The sequence below is a fragment of the Demequina pelophila genome (assembly GCF_000971175.1).
Classification (GTDB): domain Bacteria; phylum Actinomycetota; class Actinomycetes; order Actinomycetales; family Demequinaceae; genus Demequina; species Demequina pelophila.
Map to the genome: position 1 here is coordinate 368,517 of NZ_BBLY01000001.1, position 18,030 is coordinate 386,546.

General features: G+C 70.8%; 13 protein-coding genes. 10 read left to right on the top strand and 3 right to left on the bottom strand.

The window, feature by feature from the left end; genetic code table 11:
- Position 1: 1 nt before the first annotated feature.
- Positions 2–1,060 carry a branched-chain amino acid ABC transporter permease gene (locus AOM03_RS01720; protein WP_227589846.1) on the bottom strand — a complete coding sequence of 353 codons (1,059 nt, stop codon included), beginning with the start codon at positions 1,058–1,060 and terminating at the stop codon, positions 2–4.
- Between the two features lie 53 nt (positions 1,061–1,113).
- Positions 1,114–1,572, bottom strand: coding sequence for a PaaI family thioesterase (locus AOM03_RS01725; RefSeq protein WP_082092016.1), 459 nt, complete (start codon positions 1,570–1,572; stop codon positions 1,114–1,116).
- A 19-nt stretch (positions 1,573–1,591) separates the two neighbouring features.
- Between AOM03_RS01725 and polA the strand changes: the two genes are divergently transcribed.
- The 6 genes from polA (at position 1,592) to AOM03_RS01755 (ending at position 10,930) form a co-directional block, all read left to right on the top strand.
- Positions 1,592–4,246 carry a DNA polymerase I gene (gene polA / locus AOM03_RS01730; protein ID WP_062377666.1) on the top strand — a complete coding sequence of 885 codons (2,655 nt, stop codon included), beginning with the start codon at positions 1,592–1,594 and terminating at the stop codon, positions 4,244–4,246.
- A gap of 9 nt (positions 4,247–4,255) precedes the next feature.
- Positions 4,256–5,278 carry a 6-phosphofructokinase gene (locus AOM03_RS01735; RefSeq protein ID WP_062377668.1) on the top strand — a complete coding sequence of 341 codons (1,023 nt, stop codon included), beginning with the start codon at positions 4,256–4,258 and terminating at the stop codon, positions 5,276–5,278.
- 189 nt (positions 5,279–5,467) lie between these two features.
- On the top strand, positions 5,468–6,961 hold the full coding sequence (rpsA, locus tag AOM03_RS01740) for a 30S ribosomal protein S1 (protein ID WP_062377670.1): 1,494 nt from the start codon (positions 5,468–5,470) through the stop codon (positions 6,959–6,961).
- Positions 6,962–7,084: 123 nt separating this feature from the next.
- Positions 7,085–7,681 (top strand): dephospho-CoA kinase, encoded by a 597-nt coding sequence (coaE, locus tag AOM03_RS01745; protein WP_062377672.1) that lies wholly within the window; start codon positions 7,085–7,087, stop codon positions 7,679–7,681.
- 86 nt (positions 7,682–7,767) lie between these two features.
- Entirely contained in the window at positions 7,768–9,834 is a 2,067-nt protein-coding gene (gene uvrB / locus AOM03_RS01750; RefSeq protein WP_062377674.1) for an excinuclease ABC subunit UvrB, read from the top strand.
- A 46-nt stretch (positions 9,835–9,880) separates the two neighbouring features.
- Positions 9,881–10,930, top strand: a complete 1,050-nt coding sequence (locus tag AOM03_RS01755; protein ID WP_082092018.1) for a TerC family protein — start codon at positions 9,881–9,883, stop codon at positions 10,928–10,930.
- Positions 10,931–10,939: 9 nt separating this feature from the next.
- On the opposite strand, the gene AOM03_RS01760 is transcribed toward AOM03_RS01755, so the two are convergent.
- Positions 10,940–11,239 (bottom strand): YciI family protein, encoded by a 300-nt coding sequence (locus tag AOM03_RS01760; protein ID WP_062377676.1) that lies wholly within the window; start codon positions 11,237–11,239, stop codon positions 10,940–10,942.
- Between the two features lie 169 nt (positions 11,240–11,408).
- On the opposite strand from AOM03_RS01760, the gene uvrA reads away from it, so the two are divergent.
- The 4 genes from uvrA to AOM03_RS01780 are packed head-to-tail and all read left to right on the top strand — an operon-like array spanning position 11,409 to position 18,011.
- Complete coding sequence (gene uvrA, locus AOM03_RS01765; protein ID WP_062377678.1) at positions 11,409–14,249, top strand: excinuclease ABC subunit UvrA; 2,841 nt, start codon at positions 11,409–11,411, stop codon at positions 14,247–14,249.
- A 17-nt stretch (positions 14,250–14,266) separates the two neighbouring features.
- A complete protein-coding gene (gene uvrC, locus AOM03_RS01770) occupies positions 14,267–16,150 on the top strand; it encodes an excinuclease ABC subunit UvrC (protein WP_062377680.1) in 1,884 nt (627 codons plus the stop codon).
- Positions 16,147–17,067 (top strand): RNase adapter RapZ, encoded by a 921-nt coding sequence (rapZ, locus tag AOM03_RS01775; protein ID WP_062377682.1) that lies wholly within the window; start codon positions 16,147–16,149, stop codon positions 17,065–17,067. The genes uvrC and rapZ overlap by 4 nt, the downstream gene beginning before the upstream one ends.
- A complete protein-coding gene (locus AOM03_RS01780) occupies positions 17,064–18,011 on the top strand; it encodes a gluconeogenesis factor YvcK family protein (RefSeq protein ID WP_062377685.1) in 948 nt (315 codons plus the stop codon). The genes rapZ and AOM03_RS01780 overlap by 4 nt, the downstream gene beginning before the upstream one ends.
- The last annotated feature ends 19 nt before the right edge of the window (positions 18,012–18,030 follow it).

Here is an 18,030-nt window from a genome sequence, read left to right on the forward strand (position 1 = left end):
GCTATCCCACCCTTTCCGCTCGTCCCAGGATGCCTTGTGGCCGCACGAGCAGCACGAGGATGAGGATGCCGAGCGCGGTCGCGTACTTGAGGTCAGGTCCGAGCCACAGGGTCGAGGTCTCGACGACGATGCCGATCACGAGCGAGCCGACCAGCGCGCCGAACGGCTGGCCGAGTCCGCCGAGCGTGACCGCGGCGAACATGAGCAGGAGCAGGCGGGCGCCCACGTCGAACTTGGTGCCCGAGTCGTACAGCGCCATGAGGATGCCGCCGAGCGCGGCGAGCGAGGCGGCCATCACCCACACGAGGCGGATGATCGCGTCGACCTTGATGCCCGACGCGGCCGCGAGCGCGGGGTTGTCGGACACCGCGCGCGTGGCACGGCCCAGGCGGGTGCGCATGAGGAAGTAGCCGACCCCGAGCAGGACGACCACGGAGATCACGATCGACATCGCGGTGATGCTGCCCAGCTGGATGGGCCCGATCTGGTGGCGCTCCTCGATGGCCCGCGAGAGGCGGACGCGGTCGGGGCCGATCCACCACTGGAGGAAGTTGAGCAGGGCGAGGGAGAGACCGATCGACACGATCATCTGCTGGACCACGCCCACGCGCCGCTTGCGCAGCTTCGACCACAGGAACCTGTCCTGCAGCCAGCCGCTGCCGCCGGCGAGCACGATCGCGATGATCGCGGCCAGCCACAGCGGCAGCCCGATAGTGAACTCCACCGGGATCAGCGGGATGCTCACGGGCTGCTGCGTCGCCAGGAAGTACGCCAGCATGGCTCCCAGCGACACCTGCTCGCCGTGAGCGAAGTTGCTCAGGCCCGTGGTGCCGTAGATGAGCGACAGGCCCACCGAGGCCAGCGCCAGCAGCAGTCCGAAGACCACGCCGTTGAAGAAGTTCTGGGCGACACGATTGGTGCCGGGTTCCGAGGTGACGTCCACCTCGGCTGTCGCGCCCGCCGGCCCTGCCAGCGTCAACACGACGGTGATCGCGATGGCTGCGACCACCAGGACGAGGGCCGCTCGAAGCAGCACCCGCCGATCGATTCGAGCTCTCACTGAACCCCCTCCATGGTTCGGATTGCCCGGAACGTATCGCAGTAATGTTTCAGTTATGTGGCCATCCGGTCACGCAATGCGCAGGTAAGACGGCCATTCGCCAGGGTTCGTCCGCTTTGGTCCGTGATGTCGATGACATACGTCGCGACGGTCCGGCCGAGGTGGACCGGAATCGCCACACCGGTGACCGCGCCCTCGCGAGCCCCCCGCACGTGAGTGATGTTGAGATCCACCCCCATGGCGATCCACCCGGGGCCCTGGGTCGCGGCGTGGGCCGCCGCGCCCAGCGAGCCCAGCGTCTCCGCGAGCACGGCGGAGGCGCCCCCGTGAAGGAGTCCGTACGGCTGCGTGTTGCCGGCCACCGGCATGGTTCCCACGACGCGCTCGGGGGTGAGCTCGAGGATCTCGATCCCCATGCGGGCCGCGAGGCCGCCCGCCACGGCGGGCGAGGCGGGCGTGCCGGGGGACGATGCGGTGGCGGGCTGGGAGGCGGACGCGTCGGTGTCGGGCATAGGGCCTAGATTGGCACCTGTGACCGACACGACCAAAGACACCCTGCTCCTCGTCGACGGCCTGTCGATGGCGTTCCGCGCCTTCTTCGGACTGCCGGTGGAGAACTTCACCACCGCCACCGGGACGCCCACCAATGCGGTGTACGGCTTCACCACCATGCTCGCGACGCTCATGAAGGACCACGAGCCCACGCACGTGGCGGTCGCGTTCGACCTGCCTGGCGGCACCTTCCGCACCGAGCGACTGCCCAGTTACAAGGGCACCCGCGACGAGACGCCGCCGGAGTTCGAGCCGCAGGTGCCCCTCATCCGGGAGATGCTCGCCGCCATGGGGATCGAGGCGGTCGACAAGGCGGGCTTCGAGGCCGACGACCTGCTGGCCACGTACGCGCGCCTGGGCCGCGAGGCCGGCATGCGCGTGCTGGTCGTCTCGGGGGATCGGGACACCATCCAGTTGGTGACGGACCAGGTCACGCTGCTCTATCCCCGCAAGGGCGTGTCCGACCTGGTGCGCTTCACGCCGGACGCGGTCGAGGAGAAGTACGGGGTGCGCCCCGAGCAGTACCCGGAGCTCGCGGCCCTCGTGGGGGAGACCAGCGACAACCTGCCCGGCGTGCCCAAGGTGGGGCCCAAGACCGCCGCCAAGTGGATCGCGACGTACGGCGGGCTGGCGGGCATCCTCGACTCCGCGGAGGACGTGCCCGGCGTCGCCGGCAAGAACCTCCGCGAGCACCTCGACCAGGTGCGCCTCAACCGCGAGCTCAACCACCTGCTCACGGACCTCGAGGTCGCCACGCCCTTGTCCGGCCTCCGGTTCGAGGGCGGCGACGCGAAGGCGATCCACCAGATGTGCGACGCCCTGCAGTTCCGCACGCTGCGCGAGCGGCTGCTCCCGCTGACCGCGGGAGACGACGCCCCGGTCGCCCAGGAGTCGACGGTCGCCGTGACGGTGGACGATGCCGTGGCCGGGTTGACGGCGCTGACCGGCCGGGTCGCGGTGCACGTCGACGGCCGGACGGGCGCCGACGCGGACGCCTGGGCCATCGGCGCCGCGTCCTCGGGCGAGGAGGCCTTCGGCATCGACCTCGCGGACCTGTCCGCGGACGACGACGCCGCGCTCGCCGCGTGGCTCGCCGACCCCGCGGTGGAGAAGGTGCTCCACGGCGCCAAGGACGCGTGGCACGCGCTCCGCGCGCGCGGCTGGGAGCTGGGCGGGATCGTCGGCGACACCCAGGTGGCCGCGTTCCTGGTCAACCCCGACCAGCGCGGCTTCGACCTCGAGCCCATCCTCGAGCGTCACCTGGGCGTCCTCCCGGCCGCCGCATCGTCCACCGATCAGCTGGACCTGGGACTGGGCGACTCGCCTGCGCGGGCCGCGGGGGAGCGGGCCGCCCAGGTGCACGCCCTCGCCCACGTGCTCGAGGGCGCGGTCGCCGAGCGCGGCATGGCGGACCTCTACCGCGAGCTCGAGGTGCCGCTCATCGGCGTGCTCGCGCGCATGGAGCACGCGGGCATGGCGGTGGACCTGGGCCACCTCGAGTCGCTCGCGTCCGAGGCGCGCGCTCGTGCCCAGCACGCGGCAGACGAGGCCTACGCCTCGATCGGCGGTGACCGGGTCAACCTCGCCAGCCCCAAGCAGCTCCAGGAGGTGCTCTTCGAGCGACTGGGGATGCCCAAGACCAAGAAGATCAAGACGGGCTTCTCGACCGACGCATCGTCCCTCCAGGAGCTGAGCGAGAAGGCGCCGCATCCGTTCCTCACCGCGCTGCTCGCGCACCGGGACGCGGCCAAGCTGTCGCAGATCATCGAGACGCTCGCGCAGTCCGTGCGGCCCGACGACCGCATCCACACCACGTTCTCGCAGACGGTCGCGGCCACGGGCCGGCTGAGCTCGAAGGACCCGAACCTGCAGAACATCCCCATCCGCACCCCCGAGGGGCACCGGATCCGGGAGGCGTTCGTGGTGGGCGAGGGCTACGAGACGCTCGTGACCGCGGACTACTCGCAGATCGAGATGCGCATCATGGCGCACCTGTCCGGCGACGCGGCGCTCATCGAGGCGTTCGCGTCGGGGGAGGACCTGCACCGGTTCGTGGGCTCCCGGGTCTTCGGGGTCGCGCCGGAGGGCGTCACCCCCGAGATGCGCTCCCAGGTCAAGGCCATGTCCTACGGCCTCGCGTACGGGCTGTCGTCGTTCGGGCTCGCCCGGCAGTTGGGGCTGCCGGTCGGCCAGGCGCAGGCGCTCATGGACGACTACTTCACGCGCTTCGGCGCAGTGCGGGACTACCTGCACGAGGTGGTGGAGCGGGCCCGTCAGGACGGCTACACGGAGACCATCTTCGGGCGGCGCCGCTACGTGCCCGACCTGCAGTCGGACAACCGTCAGCGCCGCGACATCGCCGAGCGGGTCGCGCTCAACGCGCCCATCCAGGGCTCGGCGGCGGACCTCATCAAGCGGGCGATGCTCGCCGTGGAGTCCCGGTTGCGGGACGAAGGTCTTCGGTCCCGGCAGGTGTTGCAGGTCCATGATGAACTGGTGGTCGAGACCGGTCCGTCGGAACGCGACGCGGTCGAGGCCATTCTCCGAGAGGAGATGAGCGCGGCTGCGAAGCTGAGCGTCCCTCTCGACGTCAACGTCGGATCGGGCGCTGACTGGCGCAGCGCCGGACATTAGGGTGGACACATGCGTATTGGACTTCTGACCGGCGGCGGAGACTGCCCCGGACTCAACGCGGCGATCCGTGCGGTCGTCAAGCGAGGCACCTCGGACCTGGGCTGCTCGATCGTGGGCTTCAACAACGGCTGGCGCGGCGTCATCGACGGCGACGCCCGCCCCCTGACGCGGGACGACGTCTCGGGCATCCTCGTGCACGGCGGCACCATGCTCGGCACCGCCCGCTGCCACCCGCACAAGGTGGACGGCGGCATGGAGGCGGTGCGCGACACGTTCGACAACGAGAAGCTCGACGCCTTCATCTGCATCGGCGGCGACGGCACGCTCAAGGCGGCCGGCAAGGTCTCCAAGGAGCTCGGCGTGCCGGTGATCGGCATTCCCAAGACCATCGACAACGACGTGGTCGGCACGGACGCGGCGATCGGCTTCGACACCGCGGTCTCGGTCGCGACCGAGGCGATCGACCGCCTCCACTCGACCGCCGAGTCGCACAACCGCGTCATGGTCGTCGAGCTCATGGGCCGCCACAGCGGCTGGATCGCCGTCACGGCCGGCATCGCGGGCGGCGCGGACATCATCATCGCGCCCGAGGAGCCGTTCGACATCGGCCAGATCGTCAAGCGCATCAAGCACCGCCACCGCTACAAGGACTTCTCGATCGTCGCGGTCGCGGAGGGCGCCGTCCCCGCGGAGGGCACCAAGTGGAAGGGCGGCGAGACCCTCGACGCCAAGGGCAACCCCATCGCCGGTTCGATCGGCACCGAGGTGACCAAGGCCATCGAGGAGGCGACGGGCTTCACCTCGCGCCTCACGACGCTCGGCTACGTCCAGCGCGGCGGCATCCCCACCGCGGCGGACCGCCTCCTGGGCACCCGGATGGGCTTCTCCGCGATCGACGGCATCGTCGCGGGCGAGACGCACAAGTTCACCGCCCTGCAGGGCGAGAAGATCGTGCTCGAGCCCTTCGAGACCATGATGGGCAAGACCAAGTGGGTGCCGGAGCAGCTGCTCCACGCCGCCCGCAGCCTGTAGGACCCGTCCGCCGGTTCCGGGCGCGCCGCGCGGCGCGCCCGGAACCCGGGCGACACGCCTGGGATCCAGGGGCGCGGTCGGTGGCCGCGGGGCCCGGTTCGGGGTAGGATGGTGGGCGGTGTGTGCCGCCCCCGGTGGCGCGTGCCGACAACATCCCATCTATTCCCTGTCCATCGGAGCACCTCCTTAATGTCCGTATCCACCCCCGAGTCCAGCATCGCCGTCAACGACATCGGCTCCGCTGAGGATTTCCTCGCAGCCATCGACGCGACCATCAAGAACTTCGACGACGGCGACCTCGTCGAGGGCACCATCGTCAAGGTCGACCGTGACGAGGTCCTCCTCGACATCGGCTACAAGACCGAGGGCGTCATCCCCTCCCGCGAGCTCTCCATTCGCCACGACGCGAACCCGGACGAGGTCGTCAACGTCGGCGACACCGTCGAGGCCCTCGTCCTCACCAAGGAGGACAAGGAGGGTCGCCTGATCCTCTCGAAGAAGCGTGCGCAGTACGAGCGCGCGTGGGGCTCGATCGAGAAGATCAAGGAGGAGGACGGCGTCGTCTCCGGCACCGTCATCGAGGTCGTCAAGGGCGGCCTCATCGTGGACATCGGCCTCCGTGGCTTCCTCCCCGCCTCGCTCGTCGAGATGCGCCGCGTGCGCGACCTGGGCCCCTACATCGGCCAGCAGATCGAGGCGAAGATCATCGAGCTCGACAAGAACCGCAACAACGTGGTCCTGTCGCGTCGCGCCTTCCTCGAGCAGACGCAGTCCGAGGTGCGCTCGTCGTTCCTCACCGCGCTCAAGCCCGGCCAGGTCCGCAAGGGTGTCGTCTCGTCGATCGTCAACTTCGGTGCGTTCGTCGACCTGGGCGGCGTGGACGGTCTCGTGCACGTCTCCGAGCTGTCGTGGAAGCACATCGACCACCCGTCCGAGGTCGTCTCGGTCGGCCAGGAGGTCGAGGTCGAGGTCCTCACCGTCGAGATGGACCGCGAGCGCGTCTCGCTGTCGCTCAAGGCGACGCAGGAGGACCCGTGGGCCGTGTACGCCCGCACCCACGCGATCGGCCAGATCGTCCCGGGCAAGGTCACCAAGCTCGTCCCGTTCGGCGCCTTCGTGCGCGTGTTCGAGGGCATCGAGGGCCTGGTGCACATCTCCGAGCTCGCCACCCGCCACGTCGAGCTGCCCGAGCAGGTCGTCTCCGCCGATGAGGACGTCTTCGTCAAGATCATCGACATCGACCTCGAGCGTCGTCGCATCTCGCTGTCGATCAAGCAGGCGAACGAGGGCGTGGACCCGCAGGGCGAGGACTTCGACCCCGCGCTCTACGGCATGACCGCCGAGTACGACGCTCAGGGCAACTACAAGTACCCCGAGGGCTTCGACCCGGAGTCGCAGGAGTGGCGCGAGGGCTTCGAGGCCGAGCGCGAGGCCTGGGAGGCCGAGTACGCCAAGGCGCACGAGCGCTGGGAGGCGCACAAGGCGTTCGTCGCGAAGCAGGAGGAGGCCGCCGCAGAGGCGGAGACCGCCGCTCCCGCCGGCGCCGGCGCCCCGCGTCGCCGTGGCCCCAAGAACGACGGCCCGACCTCGTACTCGTCGCACGACGAGGACTCGGCCGACGCCGGCACCCTCGCCTCGGACGAGCGTCTCGCCGCGCTGCGCGAGAAGCTCACGGGCAACTAATTCCGCACGGCCGCTTCCGCGGTCGCTCGGTACGAAGGCCGTCACCCTCCGGGGTGGCGGCCTTCGTCGCGTCCGGGGCGCGCCGTCGTTGCCCCTGGCAGGCGCGACTGGAAGACTGCACGGGTGCTGCGCATCGGACTCACGGGCGGGATCGCCTCCGGCAAGTCGACCGCCTCGGCCCGCTTCGCGGAGCTGGGCGCCCTGGTGGTCGACCACGACGAGCTGGCGCGCCGCGCGGTCGAGCCCGGCTCGGCGGCGCTGGCGGACATCGCGCGCGAGTTCGGCGACGCGGTCATCGTGGACGGCGCGCTCGACCGGCGCGCCCTCGCCGCGATCGTCTTCGAGGACGACGACGCGCGGCGGCGGCTGAACGCGATCGTGCACCCCTACGTGTTCGCCATGGGTGCCGCGGCGGACAAGCGCGCCCACGCCGACGGCGAGAGGGTCGTGGTGCACGACATCCCCCTGCTCGTCGAGGCCGCCGGAGACGACGGCTTCGACATGGTCGTGACGGTCGAGGCGGGTCAGCGGCTGCGGGTGCGGCGCCTCATGGAGGGGCGGGGCATGACCCACGCCGAGGCGCTCGCCCGGATCCGCTCGCAGGCGTCCGACGAGGAGCGCCGCGCCGCCGCGGACGTCGTCCTCGACGGCACCGGCACCGTCGAGGAGCTTCGTCGGCAGGTCGACGAGCTGTGGCGCATGGCGGTGCCCCCGGCCTGAGCGGCGGGAGGGACGATGCACGGACCCCGGCCCCCGCATCGTCCCCCGGGAGGAGGGGTGTCGGAGGCCCGGCGTACTGTGGTCGCATGAGTTCCCCGGACCTGCGTCGCGCCGATCATCCGTTCCAGGTGGTCTCCGAGTACCGGCCCTCGGGCGACCAGCCGAAGGCGATCGACGAGCTGGCCCGGCGCCTGAACGCGGGGGAGGAGCACGTGGTGCTCCTGGGCGCGACGGGCACCGGAAAGTCCGCCACGACGGCGTGGCTCATCGAGCGCCTGCAGCGCCCCACGCTGGTGATGGCGCACAACAAGACGCTCGCGGCGCAGCTGGCGAGCGAGTTCCGGGAGCTGCTGCCGCACAACGCCGTCGAGTACTTCGTCAGCTACTACGACTACTACCAGCCCGAGGCGTACGTGCCGCAGACGGACACGTATATCGAGAAGGACTCCTCGATCAACGAGGAGGTGGAGCGGCTGCGGTACTCGGCGACCAACTCGCTGCTCACCCGGCGTGACGTGGTGGTGGTGTCCTCGGTGTCGTGCATCTACGGCCTGGGCACGCCGGAGGAGTACATCGAGGCCATGGTGACGCTCGCGGTGGGCGACGTGCTCGACCGCGACGGGCTGCTGCGCGAGTTCGTGCAGATGCAGTACACGCGCAACGACCTGGCCTTCACACGCGGCACCTTCCGCGTCCGGGGCGACACGGTGGAGATCATCCCGGTGTACGAGGAGCTCGCGATCCGCATCGAGATGTTCGGGGACGAGGTGGAGGCGCTCTACACGCTCCACCCCCTCACCGGCGAGGTGGTCGAGCGGCGCGAACAGGTGCACATCTTCCCGGCGTCGCACTACGTGGCGTCGGAGGAGCGCATGAACGCCGCGATCCGCACCATCGAGCTCGAGCTCGAGGGGCGCCTGCAGGAGCTCGAGCGCCAGAACAAGCTCCTCGAGGCGCAGCGCCTGAAGATGCGCACCACGTTCGACCTGGAGATGATGCGCTCGGTCGGCACGTGCTCCGGCATCGAGAACTACTCCCGGCACATCGAGCAGCGCGAGCAGGGCACCCCGCCGCACACGCTGCTCGACTACTTCCCGGACGACTTCCTGCTGGTGCTGGACGAGTCGCACGTCACGGTGCCGCAGATCGGCGCCATGTTCGAGGGCGACACGTCGCGCAAGCGCACCCTGGTCGAGCACGGGTTCCGGCTGCCGTCCGCCATGGACAACCGGCCGCTCAAGTGGCAGGAGTTCCAGGAGCGCATCGGGCAGACGGTCTACCTGTCGGCGACGCCCGGCAGGTTCGAGCTCGAGCGCTCCGACGGCGCGGTCGAGCAGATCATCCGACCCACCGGGCTGGTCGACCCGCAGATCGTCGTCAAGCCCACGGAGGGTCAGATCGACGACCTGCTCGAGTCGATCCGCGCGCGCGTCGAGAAGAACGAGCGCGTGCTGGTCACCACGCTCACGAAGAAGATGGCGGAGGACCTCACCGAGTTCCTGGGCGACCGCGGCGTGCGTGTCGAGTACCTTCATTCGGACGTCGACACGCTGCGCCGGGTCGAGCTGCTGCGCGAGCTGCGCATGGGCCGCTTCGACGTGCTCGTGGGCATCAACCTGCTGCGCGAGGGTCTCGACCTGCCCGAGGTGTCGCTCGTGTCCATCCTGGACGCGGACAAGGAGGGCTTCCTGCGCTCGGGCACGTCGCTCATCCAGACCATCGGCCGCGCGGCGCGCAACGTCTCGGGCGAGGTCCACATGTACGCGGACACGGTCACGGACTCGATGGCCTCCGCGATCGACGAGACCAACCGCCGCCGCGCCCTGCAGATCGCGTACAACGAGGAGAACGGCATCGACCCGACGCCGCTGCGCAAGCGCATCGGCGACATCACGGAGATGCTCGCGCGGGAGGAGGCGGACACCGCCGCGACCCTCGAGGAGGCGCGCAGGGCGCCCACCCCCACCGACGCGAAGGGCCGGAAGGCCACCCTCGCGCAACGCCCTGCGGAGGAGCTCTCCCAGCTCATCGAGGACCTCACCGCGCAGATGCGCGCCGCCGCGGCGGAGCTGCAGTTCGAGGTCGCGGCCCGGCTACGCGACGAGATCGGCGAGCTCAAGAAGGAGCTGCGCCAGATGATCGACGCGGGCTAGGGGAAGGGTCCCAGACAACCCAAATCGCTCACTCTAGGATGGGCCGGTGGAATCCACCCTCGTCTGGGCGATCACGGTCGCCGGCATCATCGGCCTGTTCGTCTTCGACTTCGTGGTGGTCGTCGCCAAGCCGCACGTGCCGAGCTTCAAGGAGTCGGCCCTGTGGTCGGTGTTCTACATCGCGCTCGCGCTGGTGTTCGGCGTCTCCATGTACTGGTGGAACCTCCCGCACAAGGGCACCGAGTTCCTCGCGGGCTTCATCACGGAGAAGTCGCTCTCGGTCGACAACCTCTTCGTCTTCCTGGTGATCCTGGGCCGCTTCGCGGTCCCGCCCCGGTTCAGGCAGCGCGTCCTGCTCATCGGCATCGCGATCGCGCTGGTGCTGCGCGGCATCTTCATCGCCGTGGGCGCCGCGGCCCTCGCGACCTTCAGCTGGGTGTTCTACATCTTCGGAGCGTTCCTGCTCTACACCGCGGTGATGGTGGCGCGCGAGGGCGGCGCGGAGGAGGGCGAGGCCGAATACAAGGAGAACGCCCTGGTCCGGTGGGCACGGCGGCTCATGCCCGTCACGGACGGCTACCGCGAGGGCCACTTCACGGTGCGCGAGGCCGGCCGCCGCATGGCGACGCCCATGCTGCTGGTCGTCCTCGCGATCGGCGGCACGGACGTGCTGTTCGCGCTCGACTCGATCCCCGCGATCTTCGGCCTCACGCAGGACCCGTACATCGTCTTCACCGCGAACGCCTTCGCGCTGCTGGGCCTGCGCCAGCTGTTCTTCCTGGTCGACGGGCTCCTGTCGCGCCTCATCTACCTCTCGTACGGGCTCGCGGTGGTGCTCGGGTTCATCGGCGTCAAGCTGGTGCTCGAGGCGCTCGCGCAGAACTCCCTGCCCTTCATCAACGGCGGCGAGCCCGTGCACGTGCCGCACATCGAGACCTGGGTGTCGCTCGTCGTCATCGCGGTGGTGATCGGCGTCGCGGCGCTCGCCTCGGTCATCGCGTCGAATCGCACCGGGCGCACGCTCCACGGGCCCGAAGAGTCAGGGGACGATGCGGGGGTCGCGGAAGGGTCCGAGCGCACCGAGCGCGAGGGCTGAGCGGGCGCCTCAGGCGGGGAAGTCCCGTCCCGGCCACGCGCCGAAGGCGGGCCACTCGCGGATGACGCGCTCGGGCACCAGGCCCGCCTCGACGTACGGGTCGGTGGCGACGATCTGCTCCGCCTCGTCGAGCGAGTCCACGTCGAGCACGATGAGCGCGCCCGGGGCGAGGTCGTCCCCGTAGCGCCCGATGACCGGGCAGCGGCCCGACTCGGCCAGCGCCCGGAAGTGGGCGAGGTGCTCGGGGCGGCGCGCGGCGCGCTCCTCGGCGCGCTCGTCGTACGTGTAGTGGACGGCGTAGAGGCTCATGCGCCCATCCTGGCCCTCGCGAGAGCCGTGCGCCACCGGCCGTCCGGACGGCGCATCGGCCCGTGACCCCGGCCTCGTCCGGGAATACCCGGTGCGCCGTCAGCGAAACGGGGTGATGCCGCCCGCGTTTCGAACAGACGTTCGATGCGCCGGGTCGTAGCATGGCCGGGTGAACGACAGTCTCCTGGTGCGCGGCGCGCGCGAGCACAACCTCAAGGGCGTCGACCTCGACCTTCCCCGCGACTCGCTGATCGTCTTCAGCGGGCTGTCGGGCTCCGGCAAGTCCTCGCTCGCGTTCGACACGATCTTCGCGGAGGGCCAGCGCCGCTACGTCGAGTCGCTGAGCGCGTACGCGCGCCAGTTCCTGGGGCAGATGGACAAGCCCGACGTCGACTTCATCGAGGGGCTCAGCCCGGCGGTGTCGATCGACCAGAAGTCCACCAACCGCAACCCCCGCTCGACGGTGGGCACCATCACGGAGGTCTACGACTACCTGCGCCTGCTGTTCGCGCGCGTGGGCACGCCGCACTGCCCAGAGTGCGGCGAGCGGATACAGGCGCAGACGCCGCAGCAGATCGTCGACTCCGTGCTCGCGCTGCCCGACGGCACCCGCTATCAGGTGCTCGCGCCGGTGGTGCGCGGCCGCAAGGGCGAGTACCAGGACCTGTTCGAGGAGCTGCAGCAGCAGGGCTTCGCGCGCGCCCGGGTCGACGGCGAGGTGGTGCAGCTCACGGAACCGCCGCAGCTCGAGAAGAAGCTCAAGCACGACATCGAGGTCGTGGTCGACCGCCTGGTGGCCCGCGACGGCGTGCGCCAGCGCCTCACCGACTCGGTCGAGACCGCGCTGCGCATCGCGGACGGGCTCGTCGTCATCGACCCGGTCGACGGGGAGATCGCGCCGCGCCGTTACTCCGAGAAGCGTGCGTGCCCCAACGACCACGTGCTCACGCTCGAGGAGATGGAGCCGCGCACCTTCTCCTTCAACGCCCCGTACGGCGCGTGCGCCGAGTGCACGGGCATCGGCGTCCGGCTCGAGGTGGACCCCGACCTGGTGATCCCGGACCCCGACAAGTCCCTCAACGAGGGCGCGGTGGCGCCGTGGGCGAGCACGTCCTCCGACTACTTCGGCCGCACGCTGACCGCGCTGGCCGACGACCTGGACTTCTCGATGGACACCCCGTGGCGGGACCTGCCCAAGAAGGCCCGCACCGCCATCCTCACCGGCAAGGACTACAAGGTCCACGTGCGCTTCCGGAACCGCTACGGCCGCGAGCGCCAGTACACCACCGGCTTCGAGGGCGTCATCACCTGGATCGAGCGCCTGCACGAGCAGACCGAGTCCGAATGGTCGCGTGAGAAGTACGAGTCCTACATGCGCGAGGTGCCCTGCCCGCGGTGCAAGGGCGCGCGCCTCAAGCCCGAGGTGCTCGCCGTGACCATCGGCGACCGGTCCATCGCGGAGGTGTGCGAGCTGTCCATCGCGGACGCGCGCGACTTCCTGCTCACCGCGGAGCTCGACGAGCGCGGCCGGCACATCGCGGTCCAGGTGCTCAAGGAGATCGACGCCCGCCTGGGCTTCCTGCTCGACGTGGGGCTCGACTACCTGACGCTGGCCCGCGCGGCCGGCACGCTGTCCGGCGGCGAGGCGCAGCGCATCCGCCTGGCCACCCAGATCGGCTCGGGGCTCGTGGGGGTGCTCTACGTGCTCGACGAGCCGAGCATCGGCCTCCACCAGCGCGACAACCGCCGCCTCATCGACACCCTCACCCGCCTGCGCGACCTGGGCAACACGCTCATCGTGGTCGAGCACGACGAGGACACCATCCGCGCCGCCGACTGGGTCGTGGACATCGGCCCCGGCGCCGGCGAGCACGGGGGAGAGGTGGTCCACTCCGGCACGTACGAGTCGCTGCTCGAGAACGCGGCCTCCATGACCGGCGCCTACGTGTCCGGCCGCCGCACCATCCCCGTGCCGGACGCCCGGCGCGCCGTCGACCCCAAGCGTCACGTCACCGTCGTGGGCGCGCGCGAGCACAACCTGCAGGGCATCGACGTGCAGTTCCCGCTCGGCGTGCTCACCGCCGTCACGGGGGTCTCTGGCTCGGGCAAGTCGACCCTGGTGAACTCGATCCTCTACACGTCGCTGGCGAACACGCTCAACGGCGCGCGCCAGGTGGCCGGCCGGCACACCCGCATCACGGGCACGGACCAGTTGGACAAGATCGTGCACGTGGACCAGGGGCCCATCGGCCGCACGCCGCGCTCCAACCCGGCGACCTACACGGGCGTGTGGGACAAGATGCGCAAGCTCTTCGCGGACACCCAGGAGGCGAAGGTGCGCGGCTACGGCCCGGGACGCTTCTCCTTCAACGTCAAGGGCGGGCGCTGCGAGTCCTGCGCGGGCGACGGCACGCTCAAGATCGAGATGAACTTCCTGCCGGACGTGTACGTGCCGTGCGAGGTGTGCAAGGGCGCGCGGTACAACCGCGAGACGCTCGAGGTGCGCTTCAAGGGCAGGAACGTGGCCGACGTGCTCGACATGCCCATCGAGGAGGCCGCCGAGTTCTTCGAGGCCATCCCCGCCATCTCGCGCCACCTGCGCACGCTGGTGGACGTGGGACTCGGCTACGTGCGCCTGGGCCAGCCCGCCCCCACCCTGTCGGGGGGCGAGGCGCAGCGCGTCAAGCTCGCCTCCGAGCTCCAGCGCCGCTCCACCGGGCGGACCGTGTACGTGCTCGACGAGCCCACCACGGGCCTGCACTTCGAGGACGTCCGCAAGCTGCTGGGCGTGCTCGAGGGCCTGGTGGAGAAGGGCAACACCGTGATCGTCATCGAGCACAACCTCGACGTCATCAAGTCGGCCGACTGGGTCATCGACATGGGCCCGGAGGGCGGTTCGGGCGGCGGCATGGTGGTCGCGGAGGGCACGCCCGAGGACGTCGCCGCCGTCGCGGCCTCGCACACCGGCACCTTCCTCGCGGAGATCCTGGGCGCGCCCGCGCCCGCCTGATCCCTAGGCTGGCGTCCGTGACGGATCCCTCGACGTACCGCCCGGCCCCGGGCGCCGTCCCCACGAAGCCCGGCGTCTACCGGTTCCGCGACCCCCACGGCCGCGTGGTCTACGTGGGCAAGGCCCGCAACCTGCGCGCCCGCCTCGCCAACTACTTCCAGGACCCCGCCCGCCTCCACCCGCGCACGCGCGCGATGGTGACCACCGCATCGTCCGTCGAATGGACGGTGGTGCGCACCGAGGTCGAGGCGCTCATCCTCGAGCACACCTGGATCAAGCAGTACGACCCGCGCTTCAACGTGGTGTTCCGCGACGACAAGTCATATCCCTACCTTGCCGTCACCATGAACGAGCGCTTCCCCCGCATCCAGGTCATGCGCGGCGAGCGCAAGAAGGGCGTCCGCTACTTCGGGCCGTACGCGAAGGCCTGGGCCATCCGGGAGACGGTCGACACGCTGCTCACCGCGCTTCCCGTGCGCACGTGTGCGCCCGGGGTGTTCCGCAAGGCCGAGCGCCAGGGGCGGCCGTGCCTGCTCGGGTACATCGACAAGTGCGCGGCGCCGTGCGTGGGGCGCATCTCCGAGGAGGACCACCGCGCGCTCGCCACCAAGGTGTGCGAGGTGCTGGGCGGCGAGGCGAAGCCCCTGGTGAGGGACCTGACGCGGACGATGCAGGAGGCGGCCGAGCGCGAGGACTTCGAGGCGGCGGCGCGGGCCAGGGATCGCCTGACGGCGCTGCGCAGCGTGCTCGAGCGCAACGCGATCGTGCTCGATCCCGGCGTCGACGCGGACATCTTCTCGCTCGAGGACGACGAGCTCGAGGCGGCGGCCCACGTCTTCTTCGTGCGCGACGGGCGCATCACCGGCGAGCGCGGCTGGGTGGTGGACAAGCCCGAGCCGCTCGACCCGGCCGCCATGGTGGGCCAGCTGGTCCAGGAGGCGTACGGCAAGGCCGACGCGGAGGACGTGCCGGCGGAGGTGCTGGTCCCGGACCTCCCGGACGAGGCCGCCGCGCTCATGGAGTGGCTGTCCGGCGTGCGCGGTTCGCGGGTGACGATGCGCGTGCCCCAGCGGGGCAAGAAGGCCGAGCTGGCCTCGACCGGCCTGGGCAACGCGCGCCAGGTGCTCGAGCAGCACCGGCTCAAGCGGGCGTCCGACCTCACGACCCGCTCGGCCGCGCTGCAGGACCTGCAGGAGCAGCTGGGCCTGGACGAGGCGCCGCTGCGCATCGAGTGCTACGACATCTCCCACACGCAGGGCACCCATCAGGTGGGCTCGATGGTGGTCTTCGAGGACGCGCTGCCGCGCAAGGCAGAGTACCGCCAGTTCTCGATCGCCGATGCGGTCGACGACACGGAGGCCATGGGCGAGGTGTTGCGCCGGCGCTTCACCCGCTACCTCGAGGAGTCGCAGCTCCCTCCCGAGGAGCGCGAGTCGGCGCGGTTCGCCTACCCGCCCCAGCTGGTCGTGGTCGACGGGGGACTGCCGCAGGTGAACGCCGCGCGGCGCGAGCTCGACGCGGTGGGGGTGCCCCAGATCGCGGTCGTGGGCCTCGCGAAGCGGCTCGAGGAGGTGTGGGTGCCGGGGGACGAGTTCCCGGTGATCCTGCCGCGCGGGTCCGAGTCGCTGTACCTGCTGCAACGCGTGCGCGACGAGGCCCACCGCTTCGCCATCCGCCACCACCGCGCCAAGCGGGGCAAGACCGTCACCGTGTCCGCGCTCGACGAGGTGCCGGGCGTGGGGCCGGCGCGGGCCAAGGCGCTGCTCACGCATTTCGGATCCCTCACGAGGCTCAAGGAGGCGACCGTCGAGCAGATCGCGATGGTCCCGGGCGTGGGCGAGGGCACGGCCAGGACCATCGTGGCGGCGCTGCGCGGCGAGGATGGCATGCTGGAACCATGACGGACGAGGTGCCCGCGATCACGTATCCCTCCGGCATTCCCAAGCCGGTCTTCGATGTCGCGGAGGTGGCCGCGGAGGTCATGGTCCTCACCGGCATGTCCGGCGCGGGCCGCACCCGCGCCGCCGCGGTGCTCGCGGATCTGGGCTGGTACGTGGTGGACAACCTGCCGCCGCAACTGCTCGGCGGGCTCGTGTCGATGGTCGGGAAGAGCGGTCACGACCGGCTCGCCGCCGTGGTCGACGTGCGGGGCCGCGACTTCTTCCAGGACGTCGAGGCGGTGCTCGACGAGCTCGAGGGCCGGGGCGTGCCGGTGCGCCTGGTGTTCCTGGACGCGTCCGACGAGTCCCTGGTCCACCGCTTCGAGGAGGCGCGCCGACCCCACCCGCTGCAGGGCCACGGCACCATCCTTGAGGGCATCGCGCGCGAGCGCGAGGCGCTCACCGCCGTGCGCGACCGCGCGCAGACCGTCATCGACACCAGCAGCCTCAACGTCCATCAGCTGCGCGACGTCATCACGAGCGAGGTGGGGGAGGAGGACACGCCCCTGCGCGTGACCGTGCAGTCCTTCGGCTTCAAGAACGGCGTGCCTAGCGACGCCGACTTCGTCGCCGACGTGCGGTTCCTCCACAACCCCCACTGGGTGCCCGAGCTGCGCCCGCTGACGGGGGTGGACGATGCGGTGCGCGACTACGTGCTGAGCAGCGACGGGGCGAGGGAGTTCCTCGACGGCTACGCGGACGTCATCTCCGGGGTGCTCGAGCGGTATCGCGCGCATGACAAGCCCGGCGTGACCATCGCCATCGGCTGCACGGGCGGCAAGCACCGCTCGGTGGCGATGGCGGGCGAGCTGGCGCGCGTGCTGGAGGATCGCGGCTACCCCGTCCGCGTCACCCACCGCGACCGGCCGGTGTCGTGACCGGTCCGCACGTCGTCGCGCTCGGCGGGGGCCACGGCCTCTACGCGAGCCTCACCGCGCTGCGCGGGGCCTGCGAGGTCATCACCGCGATCGTCACCGTCGCGGACGACGGCGGCTCGTCGGGCCGCATCCGCGCGGAGATGCCCGTCCCGCCGCCGGGGGACCTGCGCATGGCGCTGTCCGCCCTGTGCGAGGACACCGAGTGGGGCCGCACCTGGCGCGACGTGCTGCAGTGGCGCTTCCACACCACGGGATCGCTCGACGGGCACACGGTGGGCAACGTGCTCATCGCGGGCCTGTGGGACCGCACCGGGGGCATCGTCGAGGGGCTCGACTGGGTCGCGCGGCTGCTGCGCTGCGAGGGGCGCGTGCTGCCCGTCTCCACGGAGCCGATCGTGGTGAGCGCCGACGTGGAGACCGCGCACGGCCTCGACCGCGTCGTCGGGCAGGTGGCCGTCGCGACCGCGGAGGGCCGCGTGCGCGGCCTCGCGCTCACGCCGTCGGACCCCGCGGTGCCCGCCGCGACCCTCGAGGCGCTCGCCGATGCGGACGCCGTGATCCTGGGGCCGGGCTCCTGGTACACCTCCGTGCTCACCCACTTCCTGGTGCCCCGCGTCGCCGCGGCCCTGGTCGAGGCGGGGCCGCGCACCGTGCTCACGCTCAACATCGCGCACGAGGACGAGGAGACCGCCGGCACCGACCGCGTGGACGACGTGCGCGCGCTGCGCCAGGTCGCGCCCGACTTCGTGCCCGCCGCAGTGCTCGTCGACGAGCGTCACGACGAGCCCGATCTCCGGCGCGAGGTCGAGCAGTGGGGGGCGAGGCTGGTGGTCGCGCCCCTGCGGGCGGCCGATGCGGTGGACCGTCACGACGTCGCCCGGCTTCGCGAGCACTACCAGGCACTCGTCTCCTGGGTGCGCTCCGGAGGCGCGATCGCCCGCTGAGCAGTGGCACTATTGACGC